This window comes from Carboxylicivirga fragile (assembly GCF_050589805.1).
GTDB lineage: Bacteria > Bacteroidota > Bacteroidia > Bacteroidales > Marinilabiliaceae > Carboxylicivirga > Carboxylicivirga fragile.
Genome location: NZ_JBNGOY010000074.1, coordinates 1 through 19,317, shown reverse-complemented (window position 1 = coordinate 19,317; position 19,317 = coordinate 1). Strand labels below are relative to the sequence as shown.

The following is a 19,317-nucleotide window of genomic DNA, read 5'->3' as shown; positions in this document are numbered from 1 at the left end:
TGATAAATCATTTTGCTAATTACAATGGTTAATGCCGATACAAAAGCACAGATTGATTTTTTTATCAATCGTTTTGGTTTGTAAACGGTATTATTTAGATAATTTGCAGAATAGCTCCCACAATACAATACCTGCCGTAACCGAAACATTAAATGAGTGCTTGGTGCCAAACTGAGGTATCTCAATGCTCATATCACTCATATCAACTATCTTTTGCTGTACGCCCTTTACTTCATTCCCAAGTATTATGGCATATCTTTTGTCCTTTTGGGGCTCAAAATCAGGTAAGGAAACACTATTTTCTACCTGCTCAATACTACAAATAGTATAATTATCTTCCTTCAATTTATTTACAGCCTCTTCGGTCTTCTCAAAATATTCCCAATCAACTGAATCTTCAGCTCCCAATGCTGTTTTGTGAATTTCCTTATTCGGTGGACTTGCTGTAATACCACACAAAACAATCTTTTCTACCTTTAATCCATCCGAAGTTCTAAAAACTGACCCAACATTATTTAAGCTTCTAATGTTATCCAATACCACTACAATCGGTGTCTTATCGGCCTTTTTGAACGATTCAACCGATAAACGATTTAATTCGCTATTCTTTAATTTTCTCATTATTGGCAATTTTGACAACAAAAATAGCACTATTCCTGTTTTTAATAGTAATTGTATTTTAGAGAGTAAAAATTAAATGAGATAAAACAATAATACTAAATCCCTTTACACACTATTTAATTACTTAATCATTAAATAATGTGTAACTTTTGAAAAACCTTTAACACATGAATATTCACGAATACCAAGGCAAAGAAATATTAAAATCGTTTGGTGTTGCCATTCAAGAAGGCATAGTTGCCGAAACGCCAAATCAAGCTATTTTAGCAGCTAAAGACTTGCAAGCTCAAACAGGCACAAGCTGGTGGGTTGTAAAAGCTCAAATACATGCTGGTGGCCGGGGAAAAGGTGGCGGCGTAAAACTAGCTAAGAGCTTAGACGATGTTCAGGCGAAATCTGAGGACATCCTAGGCATGAACCTTGTAACTCATCAAACTGGACCTCAAGGAAAATTAGTTCGCAAAGTTCTAATTGCTCAAGATGTTTATTATCCTGGCGAAACAGAGACTGATGAATACTACATGAGTGTACTCTTAAATCGTCAAACTGGTCGCAACATCATTATGTACTCTACCGAAGGTGGAATGGACATTGAAGAAGTGGCTGACAAAACACCTGAATTAATCTTTAAGGAAGAGGTTGACCCTGGATTAGGCTTACAGCCGTTTCAAGCTCGTAAAATTGCTTTTAACCTTGGTCTATCAGGAAATGCCTTCAAAGAGATGACACGCTTCGTAAGCGCCTTATATAAGGCCTATGTTGCGACTGACTCATCAATGTTTGAAATCAACCCTGTTTTAAAAACATCAGACAACAAAATACTGGCTGTTGACGCCAAGGTTGATCTTGACGACAATGCTTTATTTAAGCACCCTGATTACGCCGCAATGCGTGATATTGAAGAAGAGGATCCATCAGAAACAGAAGCTGCGAAAAGCAACTTAAACTTCGTGAAATTAGATGGAAACGTTGGATGTATGGTAAATGGAGCTGGTCTTGCAATGGCGACCATGGATATTATTAAATTATCAGGTGGTGAGCCTGCTAACTTCCTTGATGTTGGAGGAGGTGCTAATGCCGAAACTGTTGAAGCAGGATTAAAGATCATCTTAAATGATCCAAATGTTAAAGCAATCCTCATAAATATCTTCGGCGGAATTGTTCGTTGCGACCGTGTTGCTCAAGGTGTTGTTGAAGCTTACAAAAAAATAGGCGAAATAAATGTGCCGATTATAGTACGCTTGCAAGGAACCAACGCCGAAGGTGGTAAAAAGATTATCGATGATTCTGGCTTAAAAGTGTTTTCTGCCATTACCTTAAAGGAAGCAGCAGACTTAGTACAAGAAATCGTTAAGTAAATATCAAAAATATAATACTGCAAAAAAGGGATCGCTTACGATCCCTTTTTTTTTATATACGTAATTTAAATTTCTACCATTTAACTGGCTTACGGCGAACAGGCATTGTCATACAACGTGCTCCTCCTCCACCTCGAGATAATTCGGAACCGCCGATTGTAACCACACATTTTTTGTGATCGGCAACAGCTACTTTACCACTGATTACATCGTTGGCTTTAAGTATCTCGAAACCATTTTTATTCATCTCCTCCATGGTGTATACATTTCGAGCATAACCCAAAACCTTACCTGGAGCCATAGCAAAAAAATTAGCTCCACTATGCCATTGTTCACGCTCCTGTGTCCAAATATCAGTTGAACCACCACAGCAGATCGGATTTAAATCCATTCCTAAATCACGCAAACAAGAAACCAGATTATCTTTCTTTTCAATGGATACAACTTCACCATTCTCCAAAGTCATTAAAATAGTTCTGTAACGACTCGACTTCATTATCAATGGCTCATATACCATACACGCATCTTTATCAAGTAAGGTAAATACCATATCCAAATGAATGAATGATTCAGGCGAATCTGGTAATTGCTGCACTACAACATATTGACGCTCTTTTTTCTGCTTCAGTTGATTGACAATAAAATCAATCCCTTGTGTCGATGTTCTGGCACTGTTACCAATAACCAAAATATCATTTCGAGCGATTAATACATCGCCGCCTTCAATTTTAGTTTCTTCACCAACATTGTAAAAATTCAATGGATTAACGGTAGAAGTTTTAAAATGCTGCGAATGGTTAAAAATTGCCTCCATAACTATAGCTTCGCGTTCGCGCACCTTATTGGCCATCTTTGAAATTAGCACCTTATCAAACATGCTAACACTGGCATCGCGTGTAAAGAAAAAGTTATGCAAAGGACGCAAAGCATAACGCTCATCTGACAAGAAAGTCGTCAATGAATCTTTTTGAAGTGTTACTCCTTCAATTAATTGTCGGGCCAATTCAGGAGCTGGCAAATCCAATAAATACTCTTTAATATTTAGCACCTGTTCATAGGTACAGATCTTCTCAATTAAACCCAGTTTTATTTTTGAGTGCTCCAATATCTCTGACAACAAATCTTTTACCTGATAGGTTTGAGTAACAGTACCCAATACCCCAGCTAGTTGTTGGTATTCCTCAACAGCAACAGATAAATTTAAAATATCACTGTACAATGCGCGTTCGGCATTTGTAGGCGTCATATTCTCAACTTCTCTTCCAGGCTTGTGTAATATTACACCTTCCAATTCTCCAATTTCGGAGTACACACCTGTGTCGATCGTTTTAATCATGGATGAAACGGTTTATATTATTTGGTATCTTCTTTGTCTCGCAAAAATAAAAACCCTTTGCAATTAAAAAAATGATTGTTTACTTCTTCGCTATTTTCTTTTAAATGAGAACTTAAAACCCTGCTCCAAAACTAAATACTATTGGCACTGGTAATGGAATCTTTTTCAAAGTGGTTTCTTTATCCCAAGCCTCCATAAGCGCCTGCTGATAAACCTTTGCCCGATCTTTGTCACCTCTCATAACAACAGATTTGAGAACCCCATCTTTAAAATATAACCATCGCAGAATATCTTTATCAGCTTCTTTAATTATTTCAAATTTTTCTGGAAATATCCCTTCATAAGCTGCAGAAAACAGAAATTGACCAAAAACTTCAGTCTTTAAACGATAAGGTGGTAAAGTATGCCGTTCCACTTTTTCGTATAAATTAAGCGCAGCCAATTTTCCCTGATGTTCTGCCGCATGCCATAAACCAGTTACTTCTCCATTTTTATGCTGAGCCACGTCACCGGCAGCTAACACATCATCATCAGATGTTTGCATCCACTCATCAACCACAATACCATTTGCTGTATTTAAACCAGCATTTTTTGCCAAAACAATATTAGGAACTGCACCAGTACATCCAACAATGACATCAAAATGCCTCGTCTCATTTTTTAACCTAGTTTCAAAAATTCCATTAACCTTTTTAATCGAAGAAATAGAAACACCATTATATACTTCTACTCCTATCTTAAGCATGCCATTTACAAGATCTTCCATAAATTCGGTCGGAAATAATTTTTGCATGGGATATTTCATCCGACCTACGATAGTAACATCTTTTCCCTTTCTATGTAGTTGATCTGCGGTTTCGATTCCCTCAACGCCACCTCCTATAATCAGATAACTCTGCTTCGTTTTAGTTTCAAGCAATAACTTTTCGACATCAAAAGCATTTTGCACTTTATGAATGTCTTGCATTTCAATACCACTTATTCTTGGCAATACCGAAGCTGCTCCTGTTGCCAACAGCAATTTCTCATAAGCAAACTGAGCTCCCTTTTTTGTCGAAACCACATGATTTGTAAGGTCTATTGCATCTACCCAGCCATTAATTAAATCAACCTTATTATCGGCGTACCACTGATTGTCAGCAATTAAGAAGTCATCCTTCTCAAAACCACGAACCATATTTTTATTAATCTTAGTACGCTTATAGGGAAGCCGATCTTCACCATATATTAATAGTATTTTTTTATCATTCTCTTGCTGGCGAAGAGTACGAATAAAACTAATTGCAGCAATGCTACCACCTATTATTACAATCGGATATTTATTTAACTTTTTCATTCTAATTCTATCTCTTATTGTCTTTCTATTAACACAAATTCATAAAATAATTTGACTTATTTTATACCTTTGTAATTAACTAACAAAGCAGATTTATTAGAGTTGACAACTTTCATCAAAATATATAGATTTCTCATTCTTCCTGTTTTATTTTCTTTGGTCTTCACGCATGTGAGAGCTCAAAACAAAGTCGATTTATTCAACTTTGATGAGGCCGGAGAACTTCGAACTATTTATCATCAAACCTTATTTATTAACGATTATTATTCTACATCCTTCGACGGTGGCTCCTATCTGGGCATTGGAACAAATGTGTGGACCAGATGGGGGTTCAGGGGAAGTGTAAAGCGGAATCTTTCTTATCGTAGCGCCATAGATTTGGGGTTTATGTACAATCATGTTGACTTTGAAGACAGAACTTCAATAGAATATCGTCCGCATCAAACCTTTCATTTTAATTACCCAATTATTGGCAACACGGTCATTAAACATCGTTTTCGCTTGGAGCAACGTATTTATGGCAAAAACGATTTTGATGAACGAAATTTCACTTCTCGTTTTAGATATCGTATTTACAACAATGGTAGATTAGATGGGAAGGCTGTTCATCCCAAAGCATTTTATTACCGACTCTCAGCCGAGTGGAACTTCAATGTTTACTCCAACACAAAAGATAGTTTCTTTTTAAGAGGCCGCTACGGCATGGGCTGGGGCTACCAGTTTAACAGCAAGTTTAGCGCCGATGCTACTTATTTTTTCGAACACAATTCAATTCATGGTTCAAGTAAACACGCCATACTTCATATTTTCAATTTTTCTTTTAGGCACACTATTAGGCTAGAATAGAACAATTAACAATTATTTATTATGTAATATTTATAAAGTTCTTGATCAAAGTCAGGCTGTTAAATATTGTTAAAGCTACATATTTAGAATAGCTTATTCTTATTTTGCCTCCCTAAAAAACTAACCAATATGTACAAATTATTATTTAGCCTACTGGCTCTTAGCTTGCTTTGGAGTCCAGTATCTGGACAGGGTGATTTAAATTCACCTGTACCACTCGATCCGGCAATACGAACCGGAGTACTTGAAAATGGAATGACGTACTATATTCGTCACAACCAAGAACCAAAAGAACGTGCCAGTTTCTATATCATTCAGAATGTTGGAGCTATTCTTGAAGAAGATTCTCAAAATGGCTTGGCTCACTTTTTGGAGCACATGGCCTTCAACGGAACCAAACACTTCCCAGGGAAAGGTATCATAAGCTCTTTGGAACGCCATGGTGTTGCTTTTGGGCGTAACATTAATGCCTATACAGCACAAGACGAAACGGTGTACAACATTTCGAATGTGCCAGTTGCACCTAAAGGATTGTTGGATACATGCCTACTTGTTCTTCACGATTGGTCGAACTACCTACTGTTGGAAGAAGAGGAAATTGATGCCGAAAGAGGTGTCATCTCAGAAGAATGGAGAACCCGAAGAGATGCTGGCTTTAGAATCCGCAATCAAATGACGCCAGTTGTGACCAATGGTTCAAAATATGGCGAACGTGATGTTATTGGCGATTTAGATGTGATCAAAGAATTTGAATACCAAACCTTACGCAATTTCTACCACGATTGGTACCGCACCGATCTTCAAGCTGTTGCTATAGTTGGTGATTTTGATGTGGATGAAATGGAAGCGAAAGTAAAAGAACTTTTCTCAAAAATTCCTGCCGTAGAAAATCCTAAGGAAAGGTATAATGTAGAAATTGAACCTAAAGCTGAAACTGATTATGTATTGGCAACCGACAAAGAAGCTGGACAATCGAGCATAGCTTTATACATTCGCCATCCGGAAGTAAAAGCAGAAGACAAAACGCACGAAACGCTTCGTACTTCTTATATGAAATCACTAGCCTCTTCTATGATTTCAGCTCGAATGCAAGAATTGCTGCAAAATGGTACACCTCCATTCATTAATGGTGGCATGGGCTTTTCAGGCTATAACAGAACAACACAACTTTTCTATTTATCGGCAACAGCCAAAGAAAATGATGAAGCCAATGCTTTTAAAACCATACTTACAGAAGCAGAACGCATCAAACGTCATGGCTTTACCGAAGGCGAGTTGGAAAGAGCCAAAACAACTATGTTGTTAGGCTACGAAAACTATTACAAATCACGTGAAAAAATCAATCACGATAGTTACTGTAAGGAATTCAAAGACTTGTATTTGACCAATTCTCCAATGCCGGGCATTGAATATGAATATAACTTTGCTAAAAACACTATACCTGGCATCACTGCAAAAGAGGTATCACAACTCTTCTTTAAATATTTCTCAAAAGAGAATCGAGTAATTGTAATCACAGGTCCTGATAAGCAAGGAATAAATCATCTAAGCAAAGAGGAAAGTCTTGCAGTAATTGAAGAAGTTTCACAAACCTATGATATTGCGCCATATGTAGATGCCGTTGTGAGTTCATCATTGGTTGAAAAACTAGGCATTGAAGGTAAAGTTATTGCCGAGAAAGAACTGCCTGAGTTTGACGCTGTAGAGTGGACTTTAAGTAATAACACAAAAGTTGTTTATCGCTTTGCCGACTATAACAAAAACAGTGTATCACTAAGTAGCTACAGTAAGGGAGGATCTTCTCTATACGAAGTAAACGATCTTGCAACACTCGGTGTTATGAGCAGTTTCATGTCAAATTTCGGCATTGGTGAATTCAGTGCAACTGATCTAAGAAAAGCCTTGACTGGGAAAAGTGCTAAAGTCAACTTTGCAGTAGGCGAATTGTCTGAAAACATCGGCGGAAGCTGTCGTCCTGAGGATTTTGAAACCATGATGCAGTTGGCCTATTTGCGCTTTGAGCAACCGCGCTTTGACAAGGAAGCATATGATGCTTACATGCAGAGAAACCTTGCATACGTTGCTAATATGGGTAATGATCCTAAAAAAGCTATGGGCGATAGTGTTTCACTAATTCGCTCTAATTACCATGAAAGAACATTGTTATTTGGGGAAGAATTTTTACAAGCCGTTTCATTTGAGCGCATGCAGAAAATTTACCAAGAGCGCTTTAACGATGCTTCTGATTTTGTTTTCTTCATTGTAGGAGATATTGAAAAGGAAGTTGCTAAAGAATTATCGGCTAAATATCTTGGAGCTATTTCAAGTAAAGAAGGATCTGAAAATTGGGTAGACAATAAAGTAAGTAACCCAGAGGGTAATACAAAAAAACAAATTGCTCTTGAATTGACTGAACCCAAAGCAACGGTTAAAATTTACTACGATAACGAAATAGATTATACACCTGAAAACAGGATTGCATTTAGCTTTATCAAATCAATTCTAACCCTTCGCTACACTGAAGAAATTCGTGAAAAAGAAGGTGGAACTTATGGCGTAGGCGTTGGAGCAGGTCTTGGTCATTACCCAACGGCTGAAGGAACAGTTAGCATTGGTTTTGATTGCGATCCTGAAAGATCTGGTGATCTTATTCCTTTGGTTTATCGCGAAATTGAAAAACTAATGAAGGAAGGTGCCTCGGATGAGGACATTGAAAAAACCAGAAGCAACCTATTAAAAGGTAGAGTAGAGAGCAAAGAAAACAATGGCTACTGGATGAGCATGATTAAAAGTTACTACATTCATGGAGTTAACAATAACTTACCTGAAAACTATGAACAAATAGTTGAAAACATGGATTCTAAACAGATTCAAAAAATTGCAAAACAGTTCTTTGAATCAGCGGATAAAATGGAATTGATTTTTGTTCCTAAGTAAGAATTAGTGCAACAATAAAATAAGATGAGCGAGGTAGTTTAAGACTACCTCGCTTTTTTATTACTAATTTTATACCTGAAGTTATTATCAAAATGCTTATCAATCGTTTGGGTTTATAATCATTTCCATTTCTTCATACGAATTTAATATACAGCAACACATCATGTCTCAATTAGTAAGCAAAAAACAATTCAATTCATCTTCGTTTGTAACGAAGATTTTCGTGTTGTTTTTTGGTTTACAACTTTATACAGCAAGTATTGAGGCGCAAGACACGATCCGAACAGAAGAAATCATACTAAATCATAAGGTAATTGAATCAGATACGATTCCTCATATAATACTAAAAGAAATACCTGTAATACCGCCCTACAAATTCAAAAACAAACGCCAACGGCGCAGATACAGCAAACTGGTTCGAAACATTAAAGTTGTTCTACCCTATGCACGTAAAGCAGGTAAAAAAATAAATAACATTAATACAGAACTGGCTTTAATCGAAGACAAAAAACTCAGAAAAGAATTCTTAAATGATAAAGAAGATGAGCTCTTTCAAGAATTTGAAAAGCCACTTAAGAAACTAACCTTTTCACAAGGCAGGCTGCTTATTAAATTAATCAATCGGGAAACAGGCAATACTACTTACCAGCTTATAAAGGAATACAAGGGAGGCGCATCTGCTGTATTTTGGCAAACCATCGCGCGCCTGTTCGGCTCAAATCTTAAAGCTGAATTCGACGAGGATGGTGAAGATAAAATGATAGAACACATCATCACTCTCATCGATAATGGTTTAATTTAAAAAATCTTTTTCTACCATAAAGACATTACCCAAATTGATCAAAATCAGTCTCTGAACCTTAATCAATTGCTCTAAGTCATGAATCGTTCATAAAAAAACGTCGAAATTTGTCTTAACAAATTTCGAACTGAAGATAAAAACATACGATATGGACGCACAGCAATTCAAATCAAGCATTCTGGAAGGAATACCATCGCAGCTTCCCGAGCCAAGAAAATATGATCAAAACATTAATCATGCTCCCAAGCGTAAGGAAATCCTTAATCAGGATGAAAAGAAACTGGCTTTAAAAAATGCCTTACGTTATTTCCCTGAGCAGCAACATAACGAGTTAGCTCCTGAATTTCTTGAAGAATTGAATACCTATGGTCGCATTTACATGTATCGTTTGCGTCCGCATTACGAAATGAAAGCCCGTCATTTAGACGAGTTTCCTCACCAATCACGCCAAGCAGCAGCCATCATGTTAATGATCCAAAACAACCTGGATTATGCTGTGGCTCAACATCCACACGAATTAATTACTTACGGAGGTAACGGTGCTGTTTTCCAAAACTGGGCACAATACCGCCTTTGCATGAAATACTTGGCCGAGATGAATGATGAGCAAACGCTTGTTATGTATTCAGGCCATCCAATGGGATTATACCCATCACACAAAGATGCACCTCGTGTTGTTGTAACTAACGGCATGATGATTCCTAACTACTCAAAACCTGATGACTGGGAAAAATTCAATGCGCTAGGTGTAACACAATACGGGCAGATGACAGCTGGTTCGTTCATGTACATTGGTCCACAAGGCATTGTGCATGGAACAACCATTACTGTGCTTAATGCCGGACGAAAAATATCTGGTGGAAAAACCGATTTGGGTGGGAAATTATTTGTTACTGCTGGTTTGGGTGGCATGTCGGGCGCTCAACCAAAAGCTGGAAACATTGCTGGCGTTATTAGTATTACGGCTGAAGTTAATGCCAAAGCTACACATACACGCCACTCACAAGGCTGGGTAGATGAAGTTATTTCTGATCTAGACGAATTAGTGGCTCGCGTTGAAAAAGCAAAAGCGGCCAAGGAAGTTGTTTCAATCGCCTACCAAGGCAACATTGTTGATGTTTGGGAGAAATTTGCTGAAGACAACATTCATGTTGACATGGGATCTGACCAAACTTCCTTGCATAATCCATGGGCTGGTGGTTATTATCCGGTAGGTTTATCCTTTGAAGAATCAAATAAGATGATGGCTGAGCAACCTGAGCTTTTCAAGGAGAAGGTACAGGAAAGCTTGCGTCGTCATGTGGCAGCTATTAATAAATGTACTGCCAATGGTACCTATTTCTTCGATTATGGCAATGCCTTCCTTTTGGAATCGAGCCGTGCAGGTGCCGATATCTTGAATGAAAAAGGTGATTTCAAATACCCTTCATACGTGCAGGACATCATGGGACCTATGTGTTTCGATTATGGTTTTGGCCCTTTCCGTTGGGTATGTGCCAGCAACGATCCTAAGGACTTGGAAACTTCTGATCGCATTGCTACCGAAGTATTAGAAGAACTAATGAAAGAATCGCCAGAAGAGATTCAACAACAGATGGCTGATAATATTCGCTGGATAAAAGAGGCCGGTAAAAACAAAATGGTAGTTGGCTCACAGGCACGAATTTTATATGCTGATGCAGAAGGTCGTATGCGCATAGCTGCTGCTTTTAACAAAGCTATTGCTGACGGTACTGTGAGTGCTCCTATCGTTCTTGGTCGCGATCACCATGATGTATCAGGTACAGATAGTCCATTTCGCGAAACGTCAAACATATATGATGGCTCAAGCTTTACAGCTGATATGGCCATTCAGAATGTTATTGGTGATTCATTCCGCGGTGCCACATGGGTATCAATCCACAATGGTGGTGGAGTAGGCTGGGGAGAAGTAATCAACGGTGGTTTTGGAATGGTATTGGATGGAAGCGAAGATGCCGACAGACGCCTGCATAACATGTTATTCTGGGATGTAAACAACGGCATCTCACGAAGAAGTTGGGCTCGCAACGAGGAGGCTGTATTTGCCATTAAAAGAGCAATGAAGTCCAATCCTCAGCTAAAGGTAACTTTACCCAACATAACAGACGAAAACATGCTTAATCAACTATTTGAGTAAGCGGAAAACTATACGACATAAAAAAACCGAAGTGCTGCTTCGGTTTTTTTGTGCTCAAATAAAATTGAAATGGATATAATACCGATTATACATTAAAATGCGCCTTATTTCACTTCGTTCATAAAACTCAATTAATGTTATATCGGCAATAACCATGCTTTTTGCAAGACTGAAAGTCTTAAGTAATTTCAGCCTAAGATTTATTCTTAGGTAGGAAAGTGAAGAGACTTAGGCGTCCTGCAAGGACAGGTCAACATTTCAATATAGTCCGGCACGAACATGGCGTGAACTGCACTTAGTATACATTTTTAATAAGAGTTATAAACGAATATTCATGGCCTCGGGGCATTTTATCGGGCAACGATAATTAGCTGTCCTTTCAGGACGCAATAAAAATACTCTACATTGCCCTAGCATAATAGCTTGGGCTTTATTTCAGTCATAGAAAAATAAACAGCCTCGATAACTACAGAGGAGATTAAAAATGATTTGATTCTTACCAAAAACAAATAATACTAACTCACAAGCACTTACTAGGAAACACACCTACACAACAATTTAAATTCATCCATAATTATCGCCACAAAAACAGGATAATGGTGCGGTTTTTGTTACTTTTCGTCGGAAAAAAAGTTAAAAACATGGGACGACTACTACTGTTTATTTTATTCATAAGCTTCATACATCAAGCCGGAGCTCAAGAACAGAACGCATTTTTTGGATCGAAGGATTCCACACTCCTCAATACATCAGACTCTATATTACATCAACTCTTACTTCCGGGAAATCAACACCTACTTGATAAAGCTATTAAGCCATTACATTTTAATGTAGAAGCTGGCACCAGTGTTTCGGTTAATTTTAAAGGCGGCTATGGAACCAACTTATATGTAGCACCTACCCTTTTTTATATACCCAATGAAAAATGGCAATTTAGCCTAAGACCAGTTATTGGAAGAAGCACTTTTCATGAAATGCCTTTATGGATTTACCCCAACTATGCAACAACCACGAGTGGAACGTTTAACCACTTGGGGCTTTATGCTCAAGGCACATACAACATCAATGAAAAACTATATGTTGGGGCAGCACTGCGAACGGAAACAATCATGTTTGAGCCAAACAATTCAAATACCCCAATCAATAACATTAACAACATTGGTGCATCAACTTTTGTTGGTTATAAGTTTTCTGATCATTTCAGGGTGCATGCTGAGTTTGGAATTAGCCGCAACCAGAATGCCAATTTTAATTACATTGGCTTACCTCCAAATAGCTCTATTATTCCTGTAAAAAACCCTTACGATACCTTTTAAAAAAATAGCCCCCAAGCTTAAAGCCTGAGGACTATATTTTTTTAAACTAAGGGAGCGGTTCTCTCTTAAACCTTAAGGAAAGAACCGTTCCTTATCTGTAATTCTTATTTCTTCATCACTTTTTGAGTGGCAATACTACCATCAACAAATTTAACCTGTAGAATATAAATACCATTTGATAAATCAGCAGTTGAAACATATTGTCCTTTAACAGCTGGCACATCTTTAACCAATTGCCCTACAGCATTAAAAATACTTACACCAGCTACTTCTTTATCTGTTTCTATAACAAATTCACTATTAATTGGATTTGGTACAATTTTAACTACATTTTGTTTGTTAGGAGCAATTGACGCCGGAATAGAGGTTCCTTCTAATCTAAAATTATCAAATGCAATATCTTCATCACCAGCATCAAGATTATCAATAGTCACTGTCAATATAATTGAAGTACCTGTGCCGGAAATAGTCTTAGAAAACTCTGTCAAAACATCTGTTAAAACTACACCATCTCCAGTTCCATCAAAATCAGTATCTTCTGATGCTGATTGATTAGTAGCATCTACAGTTGCTTCAAAAGAGATCAAATCCTGTAAAACACCACCATCAATAGAATATTGAACAATTACTCTAGAATTGGCATCCCAATCAAAATTAATACCATCAGCATCTTCCGCAAATAATCCCTTAAAGGAAAGGTCTGTATACCCAGTAATATCAACTGCCGGGAATGAAACGGTTAATCCTTGTGCTTGATTTGGCAATTCACCATCTGTATCCATGGCTCCAAAGAAAAAGCTTCCATCAATACCAGTTATTAAAATTTGTCCACCAACATTTGATAAATCTGTTCGGGTAAAATAGTCACCACTTCCGTCAGTGAATGAGGCTGGATTTGTAGTAAAACCATCAGCGGTTTCAAAACTCTCTTGCCAAATTTGAGTTTGTGCAACACTTAAAGTTACAATAAACATTCCAGCAACAATAAATAGTAAACTTCTTTTCATAATGTTATTTTTATAGGTTTAAAACTAAAGATCTAACTAAAGTTAAGCAAATCTATATCAAAATGTAAGAGGCAAAGTAAAATTAATTTTAACAAATTATGAATACATTCTGAACCGTACGGTCGGTATAGGAAAATTAAATCCCTTGCAATCTAGAAAACATTACAAATACTGCATCTTACATAAAGTAATATGCGTATAATAAAATTGCTGAATAATAATTAGAAGAAAGATCTTAGCTCACGAATCTGGCGTTTAATAGCCGACTGATATTCGCCATTGTTTAATTCTTCGGCTTGCCTTAAATAAGAAATCGCTGAATCAATGTCTGCCATTTGAAAATAAGCGATTTTAGCCGCTTTAACGGCTGCATATGGTCCAAAGTATCGTTTATCTTGTTTCGCCAATGAGATAGTCTCAGAATACAACTTTAAGGCTTCGCCGTAGGCTTTAAGCTCATGCTGTACTCGTGCCAATCGATAGTTGTACTCGATTTGATAAGAAAGGTTTAAATGACCACTTTGTTGATCTGTCAGAATTTGCAAGGCCTGTTCGAAATCACCATAATCAAACAACAGACGTGCTTTAAGCAGTTGTGCGGGAGCATCCTTTACTGTTTCAAATTCTCTTATTGCTTGTCTATCCAAGGCGGTTAATTGCTTTGTTTCAGTATTAACTGATGCTATAAGTGAATCTCGCTTAGAATACTGTTGATTAAGATGATAATACCAGGTCAAACGTAATTGGGCGTCCGTCTTAAAACTTACACCTCGATAAAAGGTCTCAAATTGCTTGAAGTTATGCACTGTACCTTCGTGCAATTGATTTACACACAATCGCCCCTTGATGTAATACAACAAAGGGAACGCATTTAATTGCCTATCAGAAAGCCCTGCAAGTAAATCCGTCGCTTTGTGCCCTTTATAGGCCTTCATCAACACCTGGGATCCTACAAAATAAAACAATGGAGATTCAGATCTTGGCACTTCATCTAATATCAATTGAACATCTGAATCTGAAGGTTCGGAAAATTTAAGTAATAAAAAATGATAAAGCGTCAAGCCCTCAACATAAATAGCATCCTGATTTCTAACATCCTTCAAGTACGCCCTTAATAACTGAAAGCCTTCTGTCTCATTACCCTGAAGCCCTAACAATGCACTCCAAAACTGATAAGACTCCGGAATTTGCGCCCAAATAACATTAAACAAGCCTTGTAGTTTTTTATACTCCATTGGGCTATACTCCATTGGGCTATGCTCGGGTTTGAGCTGCTTAAATCGTTGATGTGCCCTATAAAAAGCATACACCCCCGACATTTCATCTCCTCTCAATAATAAAAGAATGGCCTTCTGAATCTCAGCATTCACAAGCAAAAAATCATTTCCTTTTAGCTGCTTGCAGGCAATCATAAATGAATCAACAACACTCCTATCTTCACTTGCTAAATAGGCCAAGAAGCATTCGTAGCTTTTTAAATAGGCAGCCTCATCATATTCTAATTCTTGCAGCTCAACCGACTCATATGTATAAAGAGCTTTTAATTGCTCCTGTGCTGGCTTCGATAAATATGAACCTGACTGTGCATACACAGAAAACACCAGGCAAGTCATTGCGATTACAAAGCCAAATCGAAGCATTACTATATGAGTTTATACAAAAACAGCCAGAACAAGTCCGGCTGTCTTTAATATCTTATTGCAAATAATTTATTTTTCTTCACCACCAATGGCGCTATCAACAAGAATTCGTCCGCAATATTCACAAACAATGATTTTCTTGCGAGAAGCAATGTCCATCTGACGCTGAGGTGGAATTTTATTAAAACAACCACCACATGCATCACGCTCAACAGTTACCACTGCTAAACCATTACGTGCATTACTACGAATACGTTTAAATGCCACTTGAAGACGCTCAGATACACTCTTTGCAATCTCTTCAGATTTCTTCATTAAACGCTCTTCCTCAGTCTGAGTTTCACCAACGATTTCGTCTAATTCTTTCTTCTTAGCATCCAAGTCACCTTTACGGTCCTCAACAAGCTGTCTTGAAGAATCAGCAACTTCTTTTTTACTTTTTAATTCGAAAGTAAATTCCTTGATACGCTTTTCGCATAATTCTACCTCCAAACGTTGGAACTCCATTTCTTTAGATAAAGAATCGAACTCACGATTATTACGAACGTTGCTTTGTTGAGCTTCATATTTCTTAATCAACAAACCAGCTTCCTTAATTTCGTTCTTTTTACCCAGGATGGCGTCATTTAAATTCTTAATTTCCGCGTCAAGGTTACCCATTCTGGTGTCCAGACCTTCGATTTCGTCCTCTAAATCTTGAACCTCTAATGGAAGCTCACCTCTAAGTGTACGAATCTTATCAATCGAAGACTCCACAGATTGAAGGTCATAAAGTGCTTTAAGCCTTTCTTCTACCGTCATCTCTGTCTCTTTTGCTTTAGAATTTTTTGTTGCCATTCTATTATATATAATTTACTGGATTGCTATTTACGTTTGATAAATGGACTGCAAAATTAGAGAATTTTTTTGTAAGTATCTCAAAAAAAACTTCTTTAGTGAATTGTTCACTCTCAAAATGCCCAATATCTGCAATAATAATGCGCTTTTCAGCGTCAAAAAACTGATGATATTTAAAATCTCCAGTGATAAAAACATCAGCATTTGAAGCAATTGCCTTGTTTAGCAAGAAAGATCCTGATCCTCCACACACCGCCACACGTTTTATTGGTTTATCTAATATTTCTGTGTGCCGAACCACTCCTGCATTAAAAATAGTCTTTATCTTTTTCAGAAACTCAAGCGGCTCTTCTTCTTTTTCCAATTCTCCAACCATGCCTAATCCAACGCTTGGCCATTCGTTGCTGACTGGGTATACATCATAGGCCACTTCTTCATAGGGGTGAGCCTTTATTAAAGCACTTACCACCTTAGCTTGTATATACGAAGGCAGAACCGTCTCCAACCTTACTTCTTCTTCCTCGTGAAGCTGACCGATACTACCAACAAAGGGCTTAGCATCATTTCCTGCTCTAAAGCTTCCTTTTCCATTAATGCTATAACTACAACAATCGTAATTCCCTATCACGCCGGCTCCTGCTTCAAAAATAGCAGACCGAACTTGCTCAATATTATTAGTTGGCACAAATGTCACTAACTTAATTAAACTGTTCTTTTTAGGTGCCAGAACCTTACAATCCTTCAGATTAAGCTTCTCACACATGCGCCCACTCACACCTTTCATTACCGAATCAACATTGGTATGTGAGGCATATATAGCTATGTCATTTTTTATGGCTTTCAACAATACACGTTCAGTATCGTTTTTTCCCGTTATCCTTTTCACACCTGATAACATGATAGGATGATGCGATACCACAACATTACACGATCGATTGATGGCCTCGTCGATTACTTCTTCGGTAATATCAAGTGTAATTAAAACAGCACTTACCTCAAGCTCAGAGTCGCCTACCAATAAACCTACATTATCAAAATCCTCCTTTAGTGCCGATGGCGCAAAGCATTCCAATTCCTTAACAAGCTCTTTTACTTTTGTCATTCTAATCTTCCAGATTATCAAGCACACTTACCAACAACTCACGAATGTCCTTAAGTTTTGATACTACTTCGAAGTTATTAATCGTATCTTCCCTATTCTCCTTCAACTTCTTTTGGGCACCTTTTAAAGTCATGCCCTTTTCCTTCACCAAATGGTAAATTAAGTGAAAATTCTCAACATCCTTAGGAGTAAACAGGCGGTTGCCTTTTTTGTTTTTTTGAGGTTTAATAATATCGAACTCTTTCTCCCAAAAACGAATCAATGAAGTATTAACCTTAAACATGTCGGCTACCTCACCAATGGAATAAAATAAACGTTCGACTTTTTGCTCTTTATAGGGCATTTTGATGGTTTTATAATACGATATACAATATTAACAGTAATTTGCTTAAAAGCCAAAATAGGGATTAGAGATTAAATAATGATGATGGGTTAATGATTAAGGATTAATGATTTTAGCTTCTAGCCAGTAGCTACCAGCTTATAGCTTTTTGCATAGCGCATTAGCTAATTTTCAAATTAAACAATTATCACATCTCTGAATTGGCAAATTGATTAACTTTGAAAAAAATCAAGAAAATGCCGAAACTATTACTCCTCATAAGTATTGGATTATTAATCCACCTAACAAACATTAAAGCTCAAGACTCTTTAAAATGCAACTCGGAAGGCCTATCATTTATCGGTGTTGGTGATATGATGCTAGGCACCCACTTTCCCTCTCCTCAATACTTACCGCCAAATAATGACCCATGGCCATTAATCAAGGAGGTGCAGCCCGTATTTGAAGAAGCCGACATCGTATTTGGCAACCTCGAAGGTGCATTCTTAGATGAAGGAGCTGTCTTTAAACGCTGTAAGGATACCACAAAATGTTATGCCTTTAAAACACCAACAAGTTATGCTCCTGTTTTAAAAAAAGTAGGTTTCAACTTAATTAATCTGGCCAATAATCACATGCGCGACTTTGGCCCTGCCGGATTAAAAATGACCAAGCACCTGCTCGACAGTCTGCAATTACCATATGCGGGCTTAATTGACAAACCAAGTGATATACTCGAATACAATGGCAAAAAGATAGGTCTTTGTGGATTTGCTCCAAATACAGGAACAGTACAAATTAATGACTTGCCCAATGCCATACGAATCGTAAAAGAACTAGAAGCTCAATGTGATTATGTTATCGTTTCGTTTCATGGTGGCGCCGAAGGCAAAGCACACCAACACGTTAACCGGGAAACAGAAACCTTCTATGGTGAAAACCGTGGTAATGTTTACGAATTTGCCCATGCCATGATTGATGCTGGCGCCGACCTAATTTTTGGGCATGGGCCACACGTGCCACGATCTATTGAAATATACAAGGAGCGATTTATAGCTTACAGTCTGGGCAATTTTTGCACCTATAGCCGCTTTAATTTAAGTGGAGCCAATGGCCTTACACCTGTTGTGCAAATATGGACTGATGACGAAGGCCGTTTTCAAAAGGGTAAAATCCACCCCTTCAGGCAAATTAAAGGTGCAGGTACTTTTCCCGACCCAAGTAACCATGTTATTTATAAAATGCGTGATATAACACGTATCGATTTTCCTGAATTAAACCATCGCTTAATTATAGATGACGATGGTGACTTTTACATGCCATTTGAAAAGCCGTTAAGGTCAAATGGATTTGCTCTATTCTCCAACATAATTAAAACTCCTAGCAAACTAGAGAAAATTGAACTCATTCTATTAAACGGGGTAATCAATGAGAAAGATATTAAAAGAAAAAGGCGGAAAAGCAAATAGGGTTGGATAAGAAACGGTTCTCTAACTCGACTTCGCCAAATTACCTTTGCAAGCTCAGTCACTAACTGATCATCGAGCTTGCCGAGATGAGATAACCGTGACTTGTTTATAGTGATCAGTTTGTCGTGTTTTATTCCAATTGTATTCCAAAATGATTGATAAATCATTTTGCTAATTACAATGGTTAATGCCGATACAAAAGCACAGATTGATTTTTTTATCAATCGTTT

The 19,317-nt window shown here is 37.5% G+C and carries 15 protein-coding genes; 7 read left to right on the top strand and 8 right to left on the bottom strand.

Annotated features, from left to right (window positions below):
* Positions 1 to 90: 90 nt before the first annotated feature.
* Positions 91 to 621, bottom strand: a complete 531-nt coding sequence (locus tag ACRD7B_RS21520) for an RNA methyltransferase (protein ID WP_430826730.1) — start codon at positions 619 to 621, stop codon at positions 91 to 93.
* A gap of 167 nt (positions 622 to 788) precedes the next feature.
* Here ACRD7B_RS21520 and sucC point away from each other — a divergent pair, with 167 nt between their 5' ends.
* Positions 789 to 1,979, top strand: a complete 1,191-nt coding sequence (gene sucC, locus ACRD7B_RS21515) for an ADP-forming succinate--CoA ligase subunit beta (RefSeq protein ID WP_430826729.1) — start codon at positions 789 to 791, stop codon at positions 1,977 to 1,979.
* Positions 1,980 to 2,052: 73 nt separating this feature from the next.
* Here the strand turns inward: sucC and ACRD7B_RS21510 are convergent, their stop codons facing one another.
* Positions 2,053 to 3,315: an arginine deiminase gene (locus tag ACRD7B_RS21510; protein WP_430826728.1), complete on the bottom strand. Its 1,263-nt coding sequence runs from the start codon at positions 3,313 to 3,315 to the stop codon at positions 2,053 to 2,055.
* A 112-nt stretch (positions 3,316 to 3,427) separates the two neighbouring features.
* Entirely contained in the window at positions 3,428 to 4,651 is a 1,224-nt protein-coding gene (locus tag ACRD7B_RS21505) for an NAD(P)/FAD-dependent oxidoreductase (protein ID WP_430826727.1), read from the bottom strand.
* Positions 4,652 to 4,822: 171 nt separating this feature from the next.
* Between ACRD7B_RS21505 and ACRD7B_RS21500 the strand changes: the two genes are divergently transcribed.
* The 5 genes from ACRD7B_RS21500 (at position 4,823) to ACRD7B_RS21480 (ending at position 12,710) form a co-directional block, all read left to right on the top strand.
* Complete coding sequence (locus ACRD7B_RS21500; RefSeq protein WP_430826726.1) at positions 4,823 to 5,497, top strand: DUF2490 domain-containing protein; 675 nt, start codon at positions 4,823 to 4,825, stop codon at positions 5,495 to 5,497.
* 129 nt (positions 5,498 to 5,626) lie between these two features.
* A complete protein-coding gene (locus ACRD7B_RS21495; RefSeq protein ID WP_430826725.1) occupies positions 5,627 to 8,434 on the top strand; it encodes a M16 family metallopeptidase in 2,808 nt (935 codons plus the stop codon).
* 163 nt (positions 8,435 to 8,597) lie between these two features.
* On the top strand, positions 8,598 to 9,236 hold the full coding sequence (locus ACRD7B_RS21490) for a DUF4294 domain-containing protein (protein WP_430826724.1): 639 nt from the start codon (positions 8,598 to 8,600) through the stop codon (positions 9,234 to 9,236).
* A 148-nt stretch (positions 9,237 to 9,384) separates the two neighbouring features.
* Positions 9,385 to 11,394 carry a urocanate hydratase gene (hutU, locus tag ACRD7B_RS21485; RefSeq protein ID WP_430826723.1) on the top strand — a complete coding sequence of 670 codons (2,010 nt, stop codon included), beginning with the start codon at positions 9,385 to 9,387 and terminating at the stop codon, positions 11,392 to 11,394.
* Between the two features lie 641 nt (positions 11,395 to 12,035).
* Positions 12,036 to 12,710 (top strand): hypothetical protein, encoded by a 675-nt coding sequence (locus tag ACRD7B_RS21480; RefSeq protein ID WP_430826722.1) that lies wholly within the window; start codon positions 12,036 to 12,038, stop codon positions 12,708 to 12,710.
* 104 nt (positions 12,711 to 12,814) lie between these two features.
* Here the strand turns inward: ACRD7B_RS21480 and ACRD7B_RS21475 are convergent, their stop codons facing one another.
* The 5 genes from ACRD7B_RS21475 to ACRD7B_RS21455 form a co-directional block, all read right to left on the bottom strand.
* A complete protein-coding gene (locus ACRD7B_RS21475; RefSeq protein WP_430826721.1) occupies positions 12,815 to 13,717 on the bottom strand; it encodes a T9SS type A sorting domain-containing protein in 903 nt (300 codons plus the stop codon).
* Between the two features lie 221 nt (positions 13,718 to 13,938).
* On the bottom strand, positions 13,939 to 15,357 hold the full coding sequence (locus ACRD7B_RS21470; protein ID WP_430826720.1) for a YfgM family protein: 1,419 nt from the start codon (positions 15,355 to 15,357) through the stop codon (positions 13,939 to 13,941).
* Positions 15,358 to 15,426: 69 nt separating this feature from the next.
* Positions 15,427 to 16,194, bottom strand: coding sequence for a zinc ribbon domain-containing protein (locus tag ACRD7B_RS21465; RefSeq protein WP_430826719.1), 768 nt, complete (start codon positions 16,192 to 16,194; stop codon positions 15,427 to 15,429).
* 4 nt (positions 16,195 to 16,198) lie between these two features.
* The gene (locus ACRD7B_RS21460; protein ID WP_430826718.1) at positions 16,199 to 17,296 is read right to left on the bottom strand and encodes a Nif3-like dinuclear metal center hexameric protein; all 1,098 of its coding nucleotides are present in this window, start codon (positions 17,294 to 17,296) and stop codon (positions 16,199 to 16,201) included.
* Between the two features lies 1 nt (position 17,297).
* Positions 17,298 to 17,639, bottom strand: a complete 342-nt coding sequence (locus ACRD7B_RS21455) for a MerR family transcriptional regulator (protein WP_430826717.1) — start codon at positions 17,637 to 17,639, stop codon at positions 17,298 to 17,300.
* Between the two features lie 236 nt (positions 17,640 to 17,875).
* On the opposite strand from ACRD7B_RS21455, the gene ACRD7B_RS21450 reads away from it, so the two are divergent.
* Positions 17,876 to 19,087 (top strand): CapA family protein, encoded by a 1,212-nt coding sequence (locus ACRD7B_RS21450; protein ID WP_430826716.1) that lies wholly within the window; start codon positions 17,876 to 17,878, stop codon positions 19,085 to 19,087.
* Positions 19,088 to 19,317 lie beyond the last annotated feature (230 nt).

Excerpts from the sequence above, each read along its gene's own strand:
- ACRD7B_RS21510 (WP_430826728.1), bottom strand. The coding sequence starts at position 3,315 with ATGATTAAAACGATCGACACAGGTGTGTACTCCGAAATTGGAGAATTG.
- ACRD7B_RS21475 (WP_430826721.1), bottom strand. The coding sequence starts at position 13,717 with ATGAAAAGAAGTTTACTATTTATTGTTGCTGGAATGTTTATTGTAACT.
- sucC (WP_430826729.1), top strand. The coding sequence starts at position 789 with ATGAATATTCACGAATACCAAGGCAAAGAAATATTAAAATCGTTTGGT.
- hutU (WP_430826723.1), top strand. The coding sequence starts at position 9,385 with ATGGACGCACAGCAATTCAAATCAAGCATTCTGGAAGGAATACCATCG.
- ACRD7B_RS21480 (WP_430826722.1), top strand. The coding sequence starts at position 12,036 with ATGGGACGACTACTACTGTTTATTTTATTCATAAGCTTCATACATCAA.
- ACRD7B_RS21495 (WP_430826725.1), top strand. The coding sequence starts at position 5,627 with ATGTACAAATTATTATTTAGCCTACTGGCTCTTAGCTTGCTTTGGAGT.
- ACRD7B_RS21465 (WP_430826719.1), bottom strand. The coding sequence starts at position 16,194 with ATGGCAACAAAAAATTCTAAAGCAAAAGAGACAGAGATGACGGTAGAA.
- ACRD7B_RS21460 (WP_430826718.1), bottom strand. The coding sequence starts at position 17,296 with ATGACAAAAGTAAAAGAGCTTGTTAAGGAATTGGAATGCTTTGCGCCA.
- ACRD7B_RS21455 (WP_430826717.1), bottom strand. The coding sequence starts at position 17,639 with ATGCCCTATAAAGAGCAAAAAGTCGAACGTTTATTTTATTCCATTGGT.
- ACRD7B_RS21470 (WP_430826720.1), bottom strand. The coding sequence starts at position 15,357 with ATGCTTCGATTTGGCTTTGTAATCGCAATGACTTGCCTGGTGTTTTCT.
- ACRD7B_RS21520 (WP_430826730.1), bottom strand. The coding sequence starts at position 621 with ATGAGAAAATTAAAGAATAGCGAATTAAATCGTTTATCGGTTGAATCG.
- ACRD7B_RS21490 (WP_430826724.1), top strand. The coding sequence starts at position 8,598 with ATGTCTCAATTAGTAAGCAAAAAACAATTCAATTCATCTTCGTTTGTA.
- ACRD7B_RS21450 (WP_430826716.1), top strand. The coding sequence starts at position 17,876 with ATGCCGAAACTATTACTCCTCATAAGTATTGGATTATTAATCCACCTA.
- ACRD7B_RS21505 (WP_430826727.1), bottom strand. The coding sequence starts at position 4,651 with ATGAAAAAGTTAAATAAATATCCGATTGTAATAATAGGTGGTAGCATT.